The 15,353-nt window shown below is 60.1% G+C and carries 14 protein-coding genes; 12 read left to right on the top strand and 2 right to left on the bottom strand.

Translation table 11 applies throughout. From position 1 onward, the window contains the following. Positions 1–108: 108 nt before the first annotated feature. The 4 genes from A6A04_RS04830 to A6A04_RS04815 all read left to right on the top strand — a co-directional run bounded on the left by A6A04_RS04830 (position 109) and on the right by A6A04_RS04815 (position 5,486). Entirely contained in the window at positions 109–2,718 is a 2,610-nt protein-coding gene (locus tag A6A04_RS04830; protein WP_068490454.1) for a bacteriohemerythrin, read from the top strand. 627 nt (positions 2,719–3,345) lie between these two features. Continuing rightward, a complete protein-coding gene (locus A6A04_RS04825) occupies positions 3,346–4,572 on the top strand; it encodes a tyrosine-type recombinase/integrase (protein ID WP_068490452.1) in 1,227 nt (408 codons plus the stop codon). Positions 4,573–4,575: 3 nt separating this feature from the next. Beyond that, on the top strand, positions 4,576–5,163 hold the full coding sequence (locus A6A04_RS04820) for an NUDIX hydrolase (RefSeq protein WP_068490450.1): 588 nt from the start codon (positions 4,576–4,578) through the stop codon (positions 5,161–5,163). Further along, the gene (locus A6A04_RS04815; RefSeq protein WP_068490448.1) at positions 5,148–5,486 is read left to right on the top strand and encodes a hypothetical protein; all 339 of its coding nucleotides are present in this window, start codon (positions 5,148–5,150) and stop codon (positions 5,484–5,486) included. Before A6A04_RS04820 ends, A6A04_RS04815 begins: the two co-directional genes overlap by 16 nt. On the opposite strand, the gene A6A04_RS04810 is transcribed toward A6A04_RS04815, so the two are convergent. Together A6A04_RS04810 and A6A04_RS04805 are read right to left on the bottom strand one after the other, a co-directional pair. Beyond that, positions 5,483–5,896 carry a putative toxin-antitoxin system toxin component, PIN family gene (locus A6A04_RS04810; protein WP_068490447.1) on the bottom strand — a complete coding sequence of 138 codons (414 nt, stop codon included), beginning with the start codon at positions 5,894–5,896 and terminating at the stop codon, positions 5,483–5,485. The genes A6A04_RS04815 and A6A04_RS04810 overlap by 4 nt on opposite strands. Before the next feature lie 2 nt (positions 5,897–5,898). Then, positions 5,899–6,168 carry a type II toxin-antitoxin system prevent-host-death family antitoxin gene (locus A6A04_RS04805; protein WP_068490580.1) on the bottom strand — a complete coding sequence of 90 codons (270 nt, stop codon included), beginning with the start codon at positions 6,166–6,168 and terminating at the stop codon, positions 5,899–5,901. Between the two features lie 1,022 nt (positions 6,169–7,190). On the opposite strand from A6A04_RS04805, the gene A6A04_RS04795 reads away from it, so the two are divergent. The 8 genes from A6A04_RS04795 (at position 7,191) to A6A04_RS04760 (ending at position 15,352) form a co-directional block, all read left to right on the top strand. Further along, a complete protein-coding gene (locus A6A04_RS04795) occupies positions 7,191–9,161 on the top strand; it encodes an autotransporter family protein (RefSeq protein ID WP_068490443.1) in 1,971 nt (656 codons plus the stop codon). A 2-nt stretch (positions 9,162–9,163) separates the two neighbouring features. Then, positions 9,164–9,976, top strand: coding sequence for an alpha/beta fold hydrolase (locus tag A6A04_RS04790; RefSeq protein ID WP_245651076.1), 813 nt, complete (start codon positions 9,164–9,166; stop codon positions 9,974–9,976). 2 nt (positions 9,977–9,978) lie between these two features. Then, a complete protein-coding gene (locus A6A04_RS04785; protein WP_156612475.1) occupies positions 9,979–10,461 on the top strand; it encodes an invasion associated locus B family protein in 483 nt (160 codons plus the stop codon). Beyond that, positions 10,461–11,951, top strand: a complete 1,491-nt coding sequence (locus A6A04_RS04780; RefSeq protein ID WP_068490438.1) for a tetratricopeptide repeat protein — start codon at positions 10,461–10,463, stop codon at positions 11,949–11,951. The genes A6A04_RS04785 and A6A04_RS04780 overlap by 1 nt, the downstream gene beginning before the upstream one ends. Next, positions 11,935–12,687 (top strand): hypothetical protein, encoded by a 753-nt coding sequence (locus A6A04_RS04775; protein ID WP_068490436.1) that lies wholly within the window; start codon positions 11,935–11,937, stop codon positions 12,685–12,687. The genes A6A04_RS04780 and A6A04_RS04775 overlap by 17 nt, the downstream gene beginning before the upstream one ends. Before the next feature lie 87 nt (positions 12,688–12,774). Next, complete coding sequence (locus A6A04_RS04770; RefSeq protein WP_068490434.1) at positions 12,775–12,981, top strand: hypothetical protein; 207 nt, start codon at positions 12,775–12,777, stop codon at positions 12,979–12,981. 2 nt (positions 12,982–12,983) lie between these two features. After that, positions 12,984–13,847, top strand: a complete 864-nt coding sequence (locus A6A04_RS04765; RefSeq protein WP_082914705.1) for a DUF7146 domain-containing protein — start codon at positions 12,984–12,986, stop codon at positions 13,845–13,847. Beyond that, the gene (locus A6A04_RS04760) at positions 13,847–15,352 is read left to right on the top strand and encodes a YfjI family protein (RefSeq protein WP_068490431.1); all 1,506 of its coding nucleotides are present in this window, start codon (positions 13,847–13,849) and stop codon (positions 15,350–15,352) included. The genes A6A04_RS04765 and A6A04_RS04760 overlap by 1 nt, the downstream gene beginning before the upstream one ends. Position 15,353 lies beyond the last annotated feature (1 nt).

The following is a 15,353-nucleotide window of genomic DNA, read 5'->3' as shown; positions in this document are numbered from 1 at the left end:
GCTAAGGCGGAAGTATGCTCCCATTATGCCTCGGCAGGTTCGGCCTGGAACGCAGAAAGCTGAAAAGTTGGGCTGTATTCCTCAAGGGGCTTCACCGGAGGTTGATCGATGTTCAAGATTGATGTGACACCAGGAGTCGCCTGGGTTGAAATCCCCGAGGCTGACCTGCGAATTCTATGCGGGTGTCCGGCGGATACGATCAAGCATCTGATCCGGCGCGGCCTTGTTCGGCCAACCGTGGTCAAGGGCGTCGCCTGTGAAACCGGTCCCAATGCCATTCTACTGTCCGATGTGATGGTCCAGGGCGGAGATTTTGCCAATCTGGCGGAATTCCCGGTGCTGCAGATGTTCTATCGCCAAGGGATGTTGCTGCCAGGTCACCCTAACAACACCGGCATAAAGCCCATGCTGATCGGTGGGCGGGAACGGGTCGAGGCCCAGATGCAGTACATCTTCCGAGGCAATTACGGCCTGATATCGGAGGAGGAGATTCTGGCAGCTGGAGTGCCTGCGAACCAGGCGCACCAAATGATGCGGCTCAAGCTCCGCTTCGCCTTTGGCCGGATTGCCCATCCCCGCGATTTGCTGGATGGGGTGGCGCTGGGCGAGGGATCCGTCGAGATCCGACCGGGGGTCGAGCTTCGTCGCCTGCGGCCAAATGTCTTTGAATTTCGCGCTGGGCAAGAGGCTCTAGAGGTCGATCTCAATCTTGGCGCGTTCCAGACTTATGAGTGTCCTTACTCCTTGGGCGCAACGCAGTTTCCCCGTGAGTATTTCGCCGTCGTTCATCTTGGCGAGGGGGATGGATGGGATATCCGTCGAGCCACCATGGGGTCAATTGTCGTTTATCAAGGAAAGATCAATCTGGTCGATGCGGGGCCGAATTTGTCCGCGTCTTTGCGTGCCCTAGGTGTGGGCGTCAATGAAATTGAAGGCGTTTTCGTCACGCATTCCCACGACGACCATATCGCCGGCCTGACAACGCTGATGCGGGCGGATCGGCGGGTCAAATTCTTTGCCGTGCCGATGGTGCGGGCGGCCGTGACCAAGAAGCTCGCGGCACTGCTGGATATCGAGGAACGCGACTTTTCCAGCTACTTTAATGTGGTCGATCTTCGGCTCGGCGAATGGAACAACCTTGATGGCATGGAGGTAAAACCTGTTTTCTCGCCGCATCCGGTGGAGACCACCATTTTCCATTTCCGGGCGTTGGCCGAAGGTGGCTATCGGAGTTATGCCCATTTTGCTGATGTGGTGGGTTTGAAGACATTGGCCGGGATGATCACCGACGATCCGTCGAAGCCCGGCCTTGATCGCTCCTTGTATGATCAGATCGTTGCCGATTACGCAGAACCCTCGGACATCAAGAAGATCGATATTGGCGGCGGTATGATCCATGGAGAGGCGACTGACTTCACTTCAGATCACTCCAGTCGGATCATTCTCGCTCACACATCATTACCATTAACCCGGGAGCAGAAGCGGATCGGTTCCGGGTCGTCATTCGGTTCCGTTGACGTTCTGATCCCCAGCCATCGTGATTTTCTGAGCCGTGCCGCATTCCATTTCTTGGCGGATCATCTATCCGGAGTGCCTGCTCCTGAATTGGGAGGCCTTCTCAATGGACCTGTTGTTACCTTCAATCCTGAGAGCATCCTTCTACGTGGCGGCAACCAGCATGATCGTATCTATCTGCTGCTGACGGGATTGGTCGAACTCCTAGACGAAGAGTCGGATTTTCGTGCTGAGTTGTCGGCAGGGGCGTTCTTGGGGGAAATGTCGGGCCTTCAGGACATGCCAGCCTTAGAAACTATCCGGGCCTTAAGTTTCGTTCAGGCATTGGCACTTCCTGCGGATCTGTACCGCGCCTTCATTATGCGTCATGACTTATTCGCCGGGATATCGCGCCTTTTTGAAACGCGGGAATTCCTCAGTAGGACGTGGCTGTTGGGCGACGTGGTATCAACGGGGACGCTAAATGCTATCGCCAAGAATGCTAAGACCATCCGAGTTGCTGCAGGCATGCAGATCGACCAAGCCGCCCCTGCCGTATACCTGATCGAAACTGGCCGCATATCTCGCATCCTGGGAGAAAAGCTTCTGGAAAGTCTCGGACCCGGAGATTTCTTTGGAGAGGAGAGGGCTGTGTTCGATGTGCCGGTGATCGCGTCGTTCAAGTGCGATACCGAGGTTGTGCTGTATCAGCTACCCACCAGCCAGCTGGGGGAAATCCCCAATGTGCGGTGGAAGCTGTTTGAAACATTCGGCCGACGGACAAGTGTAGAGCCTTCGGCGTGTCAATTGGATGGCCGGAACCTTCTCAAATGGCATGACGAGTATTCGGTCCATATCCAATGGATCGATATGCAGCATCGGCGTCTCTTTGCCTCCGCCAATCGCGTTCTGGACGCAGTGGAGCGAAAGACCGAAGTCGGCGAAGTGGCCGAGGCGCTCTCCAAGCTGGTGGATTACACGCGCTATCACTTCCAAGCTGAAGAGGAGTTGCTTCATGGATACCAGTACCCGGCTGAGCTTGGGCATTCAAGGGCCCACGCTGGACTGGTGGCGCAGGTTGAGGAATTACAGAGCCGGATTGCTGGAGGAGCATCAATTCCAGCTGATGAAATTTTGGCCTTCCTTCATGGCTGGATCGTAAAGCACATCCTGATCGAAGACCGGCGATATGGGGAATTCCTGAACGAGCGAGGGGTGTTTTAGGATCTGTTGAGATTCGGGATTGAACAAAACCGCTACAGCGATATTGGTGTGTGAAGTGACGTCGAAGGCTCCGGTCTGACAGGATTGGTTTCCCAACCACCCTACAGACAGGAGGCCCCCGATGGCCGAGACTTGAATGGCGGCCTCCACATCAGCCAGGACGAGAAGCTGTTGACCGCCCATTCCACTCCCAGACTCTTTCCGGCGCCAGCAAAAACTGCGAAAAGGTCAACAGCTTTTGGCCCCGCAACTCTTTGAATAACTTGCAACTTTTAAATCCGTACCGTTTGGCGGCAGTCAACAGCTTCCAGAGAAACAGGGCGGGAGAGAAGAGAAAATTGTTTAAAAATGCGCTGTCACAAGACCAGAAGGTCAACAGCTACATACTTGAAACGCCGCAGAGCCTTGGGCTTTAGCCCAAGGCTCTGTGCGTCAGAGAATCTATTCTTTAGAAGTAATGGCGGAGGGAGAGTCCGCCAATATTATATCCATAAGCATCTCCAATCGCCCATAAATGTAGCTGATATATAGTGATTATTCCGATCGCTTATCCAAGGCCGTCCATTGCTGCACCGGAAAATCCATGGCATGTTTGTGGGTATATTTGTGGGTTGAGGATGTTGGCGGATGGCTGCTGGAAAGCTCACGGCGCTACAAGTTTCCAAGATGAAAGAGGCCGGACGCTACGCCGACGGTGGCGGCCTCTACCTCCAGGTGTCCAAGGTCGGGACCAAGTCGTGGCTGTTCCGCTTCATGCTGGATGGCAAAGCCCGAGAGATGGGGCTGGGGTCGGTTGACACGGTTCCGTTGGCCAATGCCAGGGAGGAGGCCGAGCAATGCCGTCGCCAGCTACGGGACCGAAAAGACCCCATTGAAGAGAGGAAAGCGCGGCAACTTGAGGCAGCCCTGGACGCCGCCAAGGCGATGACATTCCGGCAGTGTGCCGAAGCCTATATCGATGCCCACAAGACTGGCTGGAAGAATGCCAAGCACAAAGCCCAATGGGGCTCGACACTGGAAACCTATGTGTATCCGGTTTTCGGCTCGTTGGCGGTAAAGTCCGTCGATACCGGTTTGGTGCTCAAGGTTCTGGAGCCGATCTGGCAGACCAAGACGGAGACCGCCAGCCGGGTCAGGGGACGGGTCGAGTCGATCTTGGACTGGGCTACTGCCAGGGGGCTCCGGCGTGGGGAGAACCCAGCGCGTTGGCGGGGGCATCTGGACAAGCTTCTGCCCCCACGCAGCAAGGTTCAGAAGGTGCAGCACCATGCCGCCCTACCCTATGAGGAGATGGGCGCCTTCATGAAGGCCTTGCGCGCACAAGACAGCGTTGGCGCACGGGGACTGGAATTTCAGATTCTGACGGCGGCCAGACCGGGTGAGGCCTACGGTGCCAAATGGTCGGAAATCGATGCCGATAAGAAGGTGTGGACCATCCCCGGTGAGCGGATGAAGGCTGGCCGGGAACACCGGGTGCCGCTTTCCTCCGCCGCCATGGCCATCATCGAGGCCATGAAGACGATTAAGGTTTCCGACTATGTCTTTCCCGGCATGAAAGACAATCGTCCCCTCTCCGGGATGGCTTTCCTGCAATTGCTCAAGCGGATGAATAGAGGCGACCTCACGGCGCACGGATTCCGCTCCACCTTTCGGGACTGGTGCGCCGAACAGACCGCTTATCCCCGCGATGTCGAGGAGATGGCCCTGGCCCACACCATTGGCAACAAGGTCGAAGCCGCCTATCGCCGTGGTGACTTGTTCGAGAAAAGAACCCGCCTGATGCAGGACTGGGGGAATTTCTGCGCCATGCCCGTAAAGAAGGGCAACGTTCATCCCATCAAGAAGGCAAAGTGACCCGTGGATGACAACCCCAATTCCGAAATCCTGATCTTTACCAGGGATGCAACAGTCCCCAGATCGCTCAACGGGATTCCGTTTGGCCCGTGGGTTGGTCGCCCGAGTGCTCCAGCCGCCTGGGCGCTTGTCGAGGGTCAGCGGTCAGACTTGGTGGAGCCGGTCATGAATGTACCTCCGGGCAAGACCCAATCGGCTGGAGTGGTTATCGTCGAACCGGATCGGCGAGTCTGGATCGTGGAACCCAGCGGCCATTTTGGCGGCTACCAACACACCTTCCCCAAGGGCACCAGGGAACCTGGCCTTTCCCTCCAGGCCACGGCGATCAAGGAGGGTTTCGAGGAATCCGGCCTTCGGGTCGGGTTACTGGCCCTGCTTGGGGATTATCAGCGTGATACCAGCGTCGGGCGCTATTACATCGCCCGCCGGATCGGGGGAAGCCCTGCCACCTTCGGATGGGAGAGCATGGCGGTCAAACTGGTCCCCCTGGATCGGCTGGGAGAATTTCTCAACAAGCCGGTTGATCGGACCATCGCCGCCGATCTGGCGACCTTCATCAAGGAGAACGGAGCCGCATGTGGATTTTCTTGAACAACGCATTCCTGTCCGTGGTGGCCGAGAAAGGAAGGCCGGATGTCCTCAAGGTCCGGGGGCGATTCCCCGGCGACATCGAGAAGGCTTTCCCCGAGGCCAAGGTGACCGAGGGAGCGGGGACCGATTATCGCTTCCGTGCCCTCGTTGACCGCGAACATGTCGCCCAGGTGATGGCCGATGCGGTGCGCGCCATCAAGGCCACCAACTTCAAGGACTCAGTGGACCAGGGTTGGCGGCATGATCTTTATCTTGGCGTTTGGGGCGTGATGGCGCGGGGGCAGACCTCCCGACAAAGGCAGGAGACTTCCAGCGGCTCCTAGCCATGCCGTTCCCAGAAAGCCACAGGGCTGATGATCGGGTAGTGCTCAGCCAGGGCGAGCAGATCGCGGTCCCCGGTGACGAGATAATCCGCCTTGGCGGCGACCAGGGTGCCCAGCACAGGCTGATCGGCATGATCACGAAGGCGGGCATCTGTTCCAGTATCCGGTTCCACCAGATCAGCGGTCAAAGCCAGGATGTCCATGAGATCGGCGAAGTCGGCGTCCGTCCAGTTCAGACGGTGGTTCAGGCGCGGCAGGACTCGGGCCAACTCGTCGAGGATATATCGGGACAGAACCACGTCCAAACCGCCCTGCCGCCACGCTGTCACGATCCGACCCGGCACACTGTTGGGATAGGCTAGGCCAGACACCAGGACATTGGTGTCCAGAACCACGCGCAAGGTGGGCACGATCAGCGCTTCCGACCTTCGGCGACGATCCTGTCGATCTCGGCCATGCCCTCTTCGACGGGGATGGTGGCGAAGGCATCGGCCATGCGGGTGGCCAGGGTATCAAACCGGTCCTGCATCCGCCGAATACGACCGAAGAGGCGGGCATCGATCAGCGCGGCGACGGGTTTGCCGTCCTTGTTGATGACGATGCTGTCGTGGCGGTATTGGACCTGATTGATCATCTCGCCCAGGTTCTGGCGGAAGGTGACGGCATTGGTCTCGGTGATCATCGGCGCCTCCATAAATCATACTGATCATTATGATTGAGGCAAACTCGGGCGGTCAAGCCGGTCAACAATGACCTCCATGATTGATAATGCCCCTGTATTTTTATGGAATTAGCCAGATCATCAATTGACACCCCCCCCCTGGTTGTATTACCCAAAATCGGCAGCGTCCGACACCTCATATGAGGGCATAGGATGAGGGCTGCGCATTTGGTGGTATTTCGCCCGACATCATCCAAATGGGTGACGCTCGGCGTTGCTGCTCTCGTTAAGGTGCGGCGGCGCGTCGGTTGAAGGAACGAAAGCGGGGGATGGGCATGTCGGTATCGAAGCGTTTGGCGCTGGCGGGCTCGGTCTCGGCCCTGGCGCTGCTCACAGCCGTGGCGAGTGCGCAGGCGGCGACGGTTACGATCAATTCGGCGGGGACGACGACGGTCTCGTCGGCTAATTCCGGTAACCCTGCATACAGCATAAGTACGGGCGGCTTCACAGCAACAATTGACAATCAAAGTACAATTACAGGCACTGGGGTCGGAATTAGAGTTGGCGATACGTTTGACAACGGCACATTATCAATTGTGAACTCGGGAACAATCACCGGATCAGGTTACGCTGTCACGGCAATTCAATTAAATAATACTGGCGCAACAAATATTATTGTAAATAACAGCGGCGTTATTAGCAGTACTGGCGTATCAGCAATTTCATTTACTCCTGCAGGATCTCAGTCTGCTGTATTTAGTCTTGTAAATACTGGAAATATAATTGGATCTGGAAGTGGCTCTGGATTGGCGTATGAGGACGCTACAAACAACAATATGGGAATTGTTAATAATAATGCTGGAACAATAATAGGCGGATCGTCCTCTGGTCACGGAATTAGTGTTGGGATAAACTCTGGAACAAGGCCGGTCATTACTGTAAGTAATTCAGGCGGAACAATAATTGGCGGTGGCGGGAACTCTTCTGGAATATACTTTGGAGGCGCGGTAGCGCCAACCATATCTGTTAGTGTATCTGATGGCGTGATCGGGCAAACGGGCACATCTGCAGCAATAGAATTTGGCAGCAACGGGATAGCATCCCAAATCGAATCCGTCAGTATCTCCGGCGGAACCATTACCGGTGGCTCATCCACAGGCACCGCCATCGCCTTCAAGGGCGGCACCGGTGGCAGCACCATCAACATCACCGGCGGCTCCATCACGGGCAAGATCACTACAGCGACGGGCAACAAGACCAACCTCACCTTCAATCCCGGTTCGGGCAATAGTTTCACCACCGGCGGCGACATTGGCGCCGACAGTGCCTCGGGCTACCTTGCCACCACCACGGTAACGGCAGGCACCGTCAATGTCGGCCACAACCTCTATACCAACCAGATGCGCCTCAACGGTGGCACCACCGCGCTGTCCACCAATGTCACCATGGCCTCCAACACCGCCCAGGGCCTGTACCTCAATGGCGGCACCCTGGATGTGGGGGCCTATACCCTGACCGGCCAGGGCACCACCGTGAACGGTGGCGGCTTCTATCAGGCGGCCAGTTCGACGGTGAAGTTCACCATCGGCGCTTCGTCCAACGGCAAGATCGATTTCAGTTCGACCAACGTCAACAACACCATCAACACCGGCACCCTGACCGTCACGCCCACGGTGTCGGGCTATACGGTGAAGAACAATGACAAGTTCCTGGTCCTGAATGCCCATGCCTCCAGCACCACCACCAACAGCGGCACCATCAGCGTCACCACATCTGGATCGACGCGATGGACGGCCTCGGTTGCCACGGGTGCGGTGACCGACGCCTATGGGGTGTCCAGCATCGGGGCGGGCGACATCTATATCACCGCCAGTGTCGGCGCCAACAACGTCTCCGGCGTTTCAGGCACCGCATCCACGGTGGTGGATGGCCCCAGCAACTATTCTGGGACGGATGCGGGCATGTTGAGCTTGCAGACGGCACTGAACAACCTGAGCGATGCCACACTCATCAACGCGGCGGCGAAGAAGCTGGCGCCCAGTGTCACCGGGGCCAACACCAAGGCGGCCATGGCGGCCCTGAACCGGGTCCTGGGGGCGGTGGGATTGCGGGTCGATTCCATCCGTCTGGCGCAAAGCGGCGGTACGGGTGTCGCCACCGGCGAGGCCATGAAGGGCCTGGATGTCTGGGTCCAGGGCTTCGCGGGCACCGCCATGCAGGGACGGCGCAAGGATACCGACGGCTATCGCTCGGATACATCGGGCGCCGCTTTCGGCGCCGATGTCCAGGTGCTGGACGCCGCCCGCGTCGGTTTGGCGCTGTCCTATGCCAATACGCGGGTGGATGAATCCGACGCCAGCGCGGGCAATGGCACCCGCGTCAATTCTTATGGCGGCACCCTGTATGGCAGCTATGAGGGCTCGCCCTGGTATCTCGGCGCGGCGCTGGGCTATACCCGCCACCTCTACAATGCCAGCCGTATCGTCTCCTTCACCAACTACTACGCCAATCCCAAGGGTGACTGGGCCGCCAACCAATACGTGGCCAAGCTGGATGGCGGCTATCCCCTGGTGCTGCCCACCGACACGGTGGTGACGCCCATCGCCTCCGTGACCTATAGCCGCCTGAATCAAAACGGTTATACCGAGACCGGGGGCGGCGGGTCCAATCTGACCAATCCGTCCAGTCGCACCAATTCGCTGCGAAGCGGCCTGGGTGCCAAGATCACCCATCCGATCACCTTTGAGTTCGGCAAGCTGACCCCGGAATTGCGCGCCCAGTGGCTGCACGAATACATGGACACTAAGGCCTCCAGCACCACTTCGTCCTATGCGGTGGGCGGGTCCAGCTTCACCAGCACCGGCGTCAAGCCCACCAAGGATGGCGCCAATATCGGCGTGGGACTCACCTTCCTGAGCAAGAATGACGTATCGCTGGCGGGCAATTACGATGCCGAGGTCAAGCCGGACTATGTGGGCCATACCGGAAAGCTGGAAGTGCGGTTAAGCTACTGAGCGTGACCACGCGCCTGCATATCCTCGTCCTCGCCACCCTTGCGGCCTCTCTAACGGCCTGTGCCGCGCAGGACCGCTCCGCCACGGCCGAGTCCATCGCCGCCACGGCGGGCCTGCGCCGCGTGGTGATCAAGACCGGGCCGTTCGATCTCACCGCCTATGTCCGGGTCCGTGATCCGGCTCAGCCTGTGGTGGTCTACGTGGAGGGCGATGGGGCCGCGTGGCGGTCACGCTCGGAGCCGTCGCAGGACCCGACGCCGCGCCACCCCATGGGCCTCAGGCTGGCAGGCCTCGACCGATCCCCGAACGTGGCCTATCTGGCGCGGCCCTGCCAGTACAGTTGGGGGTCGGCCTGCAAGGTGGCCTACTGGACCGACCGCCGCTTTGCCGAGGAGGTCATCGCCGCCACCAGCACGGCGCTGGATCAGCTCAAAGCCACGGGCGGCTTCCACCTGGTGGGCTATTCCGGCGGCGCGGCGGTGGCGGCCTTGGCGGCGGCGCGGCGTTCCGACGTTCTTTCCCTACGCAGTGTGGCGGGCAATCTGGACAGTGAGGGCATCAACCGCCATCACGGCGTCTCGGCCATGCCCGCCTCCCTCAATCCCATCGACGTGGCGCCACGCCTCGCCCATCTGCCCCAGACCCATTTGGTGGGAGGTGATGACAAGGTGGTGCCGCCCTTCATCGCCGAGGACTTTGTTTCTCGCCTGGGGGACAAACGCTGCGTCACCATCACCCGTCTGCCCAAAGCCAGCCACGATGACGGCTGGGAGAGCGTTTGGCCTGCCCCCATTCCCATCTGCCGGAGCCCGTGACCATGCGCCGTCTCGCCCTTGCCCTGCTGCTTGCCGCCGCTCCCTGGGCCGCCATCGCCGCCGAGGAAGGCAAGGCGTATGGCGACTGGCGGGTGGCCTGCGAGCCCCGCCCCGAGGCCAAGGGACAGGCGTGTCACCTATTCCAGAACCAGATGGTGCAGGGTGGTCAGCGCCTGCTGCTGGTCCGCATCGGCAAGCTGGGGCCAAAGGCCGAGCCCATGATCGTCGCCGAGGTGCCGCTGGGCCTCGACCTTACCCTGGGGGCAGCGGCCAAGATTGATCCCGGCCCCCAGGTCAATCTGCGCCCGCTGACCTGTACGCCCGATGGCTGCCGCATGGCGGCGGGCTTGGACGATACTGCGCTCAAGGCCATGACGTTGGCTAAGGGCATGGTGATCGGTATCGTGCCGTTCGGGCGGACAGAGGTGTTGCAGATGCCGGTGTCAGTGAACGGCTTGGCCGAGGGTCTGGGAGCGATCAAGTAATGGCGGTCAGCTTCTCCTCCGCCGAGGCCCTGGCCTTGGGCCAGAAGATGCACCACCAGGGCGATCTGGGCGGTGCGGAATGGATTTATACCCGCGTCGTCCAATGCGAACCCGACAACGCTGACGCCCATCACCTTTTGGGGGTCATCGCCCTCCAGGTGGAGAAGTGGGAGATCGCCGCCGAGAAGATCGAGACGGCCTTGTCGCTGCGTGGTGACGATCCATCCTATCTCAGCCATCACGGGGCGGCGCTCAACGGCCTCAAACGGCACCCGGAGGCCGAGGCCCAATGCCGCAAGGCCATCGCTATTGAGCCCGGCTTCGGGGCGGTGTGGATCAATCTGGGCAATGCGCTTCGCAATCAGGTGCGAGTCGAAGAGGCTTGTGACGCCTATGCCGAGGGCCTGCGCCTCCTGCCCGACCACGCCGATTGCCGCGCCAACTATGCCCTGATGCTGCGCGCCTCTGGCCGCTGGGCCGAGTGGCGGCGCGAGATCGCCAGGGCGGCGAAGGATAATCCGTCCAACGTGGATACCGTCCTGCTGCACGCCGAGAGCCTGCTGGAGAACGGTGAGTACGACAAGGGCTGGGGCCTCTATGAATGCCGCTATGACCTGCCCCGCACCAAGGTGCTGAAACGGACTTTTGTCGATGCGCCCCAGTGGGACGGAGAGGACATTCGGGGCAAGACCATCCTGATCCATGATGAGCAGGGCTTTGGCGACACCTTGGAATTCATCCGTTATCTGCCCTTGGTCAAGGCCAGGGGGGCACGGGTGATCTTCCAGGTGATCCGGGACTTGAAGGGCATCGCGTCACGAGTGCCGGGCTGGGACGTGCTGATCACCCGCGAGGAGCAGCCCGCCGAGCCCATCCATGTGCAATGTCCGCTGTTGTCGCTGCCCAGGGCGTTCAAGACCCGTCTCGACACCATTCCCGCCACGATCCCCTACCTTACCCCCAGGCGTGATCTGGTGGGGCGTTGGGGCAAGATCATCCGCCGCAGGGCAGGCACCACCAAGGCGGTTGGATTGATCTGGGGCGGACGGCGAGATTTTCATGGCGATACATGGCGTTCGCCAGGACTGGTTCAGACCCTGCCCTTGATGCAGGTGCCCAACGTCACGGTGTTCGGGCTCCAGAAGGGTGACGCCCGTGCCGATCTGGATGGGCTAACCCTGCCTGCTTCATTTGTCGATCTGGGGCCTGAGATCAGGGATTTCGAGGATACCGCCGCCATCATGACCAACCTCGATCTGGTCATCAGTTCCTGCACCGCTCCCGCTCATCTGGCCGGAGGCCTCGGCGTGCCACTGTGGATGATGCTGTCAGCCACCGCCGACTGGCGCTGGCTCCAGGGTCGCACCGACTCGCCCTGGTATCCAAACGCCCGGCTATTCCGTCAACCTAAGCTGGGGGATTGGGCCTCGGTGATGGATGAGATGGTCAGTAAACTCCTGGAGGAGGGGGCGCATGGCACGGCAGGTTGATCCGTTCGTCATCACCTACTGGAACGCTGCTCAGCTTTTCGCTTGGGTCTACCGGGGAGACCGGCATTCCGTGCTGATCGCCTCTGATGGCAGCCACGAGCTTCGGACCTTCTTTGAGCGGCACAAATTCACCAATGGTGAGTACACGTGGGTCGAGCGAACATTGGGAAAGCCTGGATTGTCCAGGCTGGCTGTGGCTGCCGCGCTATTTGGGGCATCACAGTCTTTTGACGAGGCTAAGGCTGCGATCCTGGAAGCCTTGCAGGCGGGACGCATACGGGCCTGGGGTATCCGGGACGGTAGCGATGAACTGCGGCTGATCGACCCCGTCCAGTGGTGCGATCTAGGGTTTTATGAAGACCGTCACGAGGCCATTTACGCCGCCCCGCAAGACATCGAGCGCAGGTTCAGCTTTAAATGGACCGGCCTAAGATTCTTGAAGGCGGAAGTGCTCGCGGAATGGCCGGACCCGTTATCGGTTTTGGCTGAGTCGGATGAAGCGCCGCTTAGCATTGGCGGCAAGACGACTATCGCTGCCGAGAATGCGTGCAGAAAAAAGCTCGCCACACTTATGCGGAATGGCCCGCCCGAGAAGCCTAAGGCCGACTACCAGAAGGATTTCGGAATCGGCAAACGGGCCTTTGACCGGGCCTGGGGCAATGCACTGGCCGATGTCGGTCCAGAACTGGCCGCGCCGTGGATCAAGACCGGCCCAAAGAAGAAGTCGTCCGAATAGTGATTCGAACCACCGATAATTCGTGACGCCTATTTTAGGCAGTGGGTTTGGCAGACCTTCCACCCATGTCCATCGGTGGAGGTTGCCATGTCACCCCGTCTTCTTTCCCTGTCCATATTCCGGAGCGAGTTCGGTCCCTCGCGCAGCCAGACCTACATTATGCTGGCGCGCGGTGAGATCGAGGCTGTCAAGGTCGGCAGCCGCACCTATATCACCCGCGAATCCGCCGAGCGCTGGGCCGCCGGGCTGGCGAAGTTCTCCTCACGCTCGACCCTTGCCACCAAGGCCTTGTAGCCATGGACGCCGCCGCCATTGGTCTGACGTTGGGGCTGCGCCGCACCGGACAGCGCTACGTTGGTGCCTGCCCTTCTTGTGGGTACAAGGGTGCGTTCTCGGTCAGCGAGACGGATGGAAAGACCCTGGTCTGGTGCGCCTGCTGTCGTGATCAAAATGCAGTTCTGGATGCGCTTCGGAACCGGGGCCTCTGGGGTGATAACCGCGAAAATCAATTCTCGGGTTTGCCCCCCGCTAAAGCTGCTAAGACTGCTAAAGACACGGTGTTTCCCGCGCTACTGTGGGACCGCGCCTTCGCCGCCACGGGTACCCTGGTCGAGACCTATTTGCGGTCTCGGGCGATCACCATTCCGATTCCCGCATCTTTGCGGTTTCTCAGGCATTGCCCCCACAACCAGACCAATACCGCCCATCCAGCCATGATCGCGGCGGTGACGGTGGGGCTGTCGGATAAGGTGGTGGCCGTCCACCGCACCTATATCGCAGCCAATGGGGTCGGGAAAGCCAGCATCACCCCAGCCAAGATGACACTAGGCCCCATTGCCCGTGGCGCTATCAGGCTGGGTGATGTCGGCGACCGACTGATCCTTGCCGAGGGCATCGAGACGGCGCTGAGCGTCATGCAGGCAACCGGCGACCCGGCCTGGGCTTGCATCTCCGCTGGAGGATTGGAATCCGTCGTTCTGCCTCCCCTTCCTTTCGCTCAGCAGGTTTTCATCGCTGCCGACAATGATGCCAACGGTGTCGGCCAGCGGGCGGCGTCCAACTGTGCCGACCGCTTGGCTCATGAAGGCCGTGCGGTTCAGATCGCCATGCCCCCCAAGCCGGATACTGATTTCAACGATCTGCTGATGGAGGCTCACTGATGTCTGCCGAAAACGTCAGGTCAGCCTTCACGGATGCCAAGGAGCATGCGCCGGAACCGCCCCGTCCCTTGATCCGCGCGATGCCGGATGCGCAGCCGTTTCCGGTTGAAACCCTGGGAACGATCCTGTCCGACGCCGCCATGGGCATTCAGGGCAAAATCCAGGCGCCTGTCGCCATGTGCGCCCAGTCCGTATTGGCGGTGGCCACTCTTGCCACCCAGGCTCATGCCGATGTGGAACTGCCCACCGGGCACGCCCGTCCTCTGTCCAATTTCTTTGTCACCGTCGGCGCGACTGGTGAGCGCAAGTCGGCGGTGGATTCCGAGGCCAATTGGCCCACCAGGACCCGCGAACGGACTTTGCGCGAACAGTACGACCGGGGTCATCCCGGTTACGTCAACGACCAGGAAGCCTGGGATCGCGCCCGTCAGGCGGCGATCAAGCGCGGCAAGGGATGCCGCAACGCCATCAAGGCCGCGTTGGACGAGTTGGGGCCGCCGCCTGCTGCGCCGCTGATTCCGATGCTGACCTGCGACGAGCCGACCATCGAGGGCCTTGCCCGCATGCTGGCCGGAGGGCAGCCCAGCGTTGGCGTGTTCAGCGCGGAAGGCGGCCAGTTCATCGGAGGCCATGGCATGGCCGATGACAACAAGTTGCGGACCATTGCCGGGCTTTCGCAAATGTGGGACGGCTCACCCATTCGGCGCGTCAGGGTTGGAGATGGCGCCACCATTCTTCCCGGTCGTCGCCTTGCCATGCACCTGATGGCGCAGCCCGATGTTGCCACCGTGATGCTATCGGATCGGGTTTTGGAAGACCAGGGCATGCTGTCCAGACTGCTGGTCACCTATCCCATGTCCACGGCGGGAATGCGCCTGTGGAAGGAGGCCCCGGAACAGGCCGATGCCGCTATTCGCCGGTATGGAGCCCGGTTGCTGACAATTTACGAGGCTCCGCTTCCCTTGATGCAGGGCAAGACCAACGAATTGCAGCCCCGCATCCTTCCCCTGTCTCAGACCGCCCGCCGGGATTGGACCAAGTTCGTCGACTGCATCGAGCGCCAGATCGGCCCCGATGGCGATTTGGCACCGGTCAGGGGCTTGGCGAACAAATTGCCCGAGCATGCCGCTCGCATCGCCGCTGTCCTGCAACTGGTGGACAATATCGAGGCCACCGAGGTGTCGGGCCATCATATGGGGGCGGGCATCGTCATCGCCCAGCACTATCTCTCCGAGGCGTTGCGCCTGTTCAGCGCCAGTCGGATTAATTCCGATCTGATGAGCGCCGCTCGACTGCTGACCTGGCTCCAGACCAAGTGGCATGGGGACGCGATTTCTCTGCCCGACGTTTACCAGCTTGGGCCGAACCATGTTCGTGATCAGGGCACGGCCCGCAAACTGGTCACCATTCTTGAGGGTCACGGCTGGCTGATCCCGATTCCCGGTGGTGCACTGATCGGCAATCAGCGCCGCAAGGATGCCTGGAAGATCGTGAGGGAGGGCTGAG

It is taken from the genome of Paramagnetospirillum marisnigri (assembly GCF_001650715.1).
GTDB lineage: Bacteria > Pseudomonadota > Alphaproteobacteria > Rhodospirillales > Magnetospirillaceae > Phaeospirillum > Phaeospirillum marisnigri.
Note: the sequence above shows the minus strand (reverse complement) of the source record. Positions and strands in the feature narration are given on the sequence as shown.

Coding starts and splice junctions, on each gene's coding strand:
- A6A04_RS04830 (WP_068490454.1), top strand. CDS start 109: ATGTTCAAGATTGATGTGACACCAGGAGTCGCCTGGGTTGAAATCCCC.
- A6A04_RS04825 (WP_068490452.1), top strand. CDS start 3,346: ATGGCTGCTGGAAAGCTCACGGCGCTACAAGTTTCCAAGATGAAAGAG.
- A6A04_RS04815 (WP_068490448.1), top strand. CDS start 5,148: ATGTGGATTTTCTTGAACAACGCATTCCTGTCCGTGGTGGCCGAGAAA.
- A6A04_RS04805 (WP_068490580.1), bottom strand. CDS start 6,168: ATGATCACCGAGACCAATGCCGTCACCTTCCGCCAGAACCTGGGCGAG.
- A6A04_RS04785 (WP_156612475.1), top strand. CDS start 9,979: ATGCGCCGTCTCGCCCTTGCCCTGCTGCTTGCCGCCGCTCCCTGGGCC.
- A6A04_RS04780 (WP_068490438.1), top strand. CDS start 10,461: ATGGCGGTCAGCTTCTCCTCCGCCGAGGCCCTGGCCTTGGGCCAGAAG.
- A6A04_RS04775 (WP_068490436.1), top strand. CDS start 11,935: ATGGCACGGCAGGTTGATCCGTTCGTCATCACCTACTGGAACGCTGCT.
- A6A04_RS04770 (WP_068490434.1), top strand. CDS start 12,775: ATGTCACCCCGTCTTCTTTCCCTGTCCATATTCCGGAGCGAGTTCGGT.
- A6A04_RS04765 (WP_082914705.1), top strand. CDS start 12,984: ATGGACGCCGCCGCCATTGGTCTGACGTTGGGGCTGCGCCGCACCGGA.
- A6A04_RS04760 (WP_068490431.1), top strand. CDS start 13,847: ATGTCTGCCGAAAACGTCAGGTCAGCCTTCACGGATGCCAAGGAGCAT.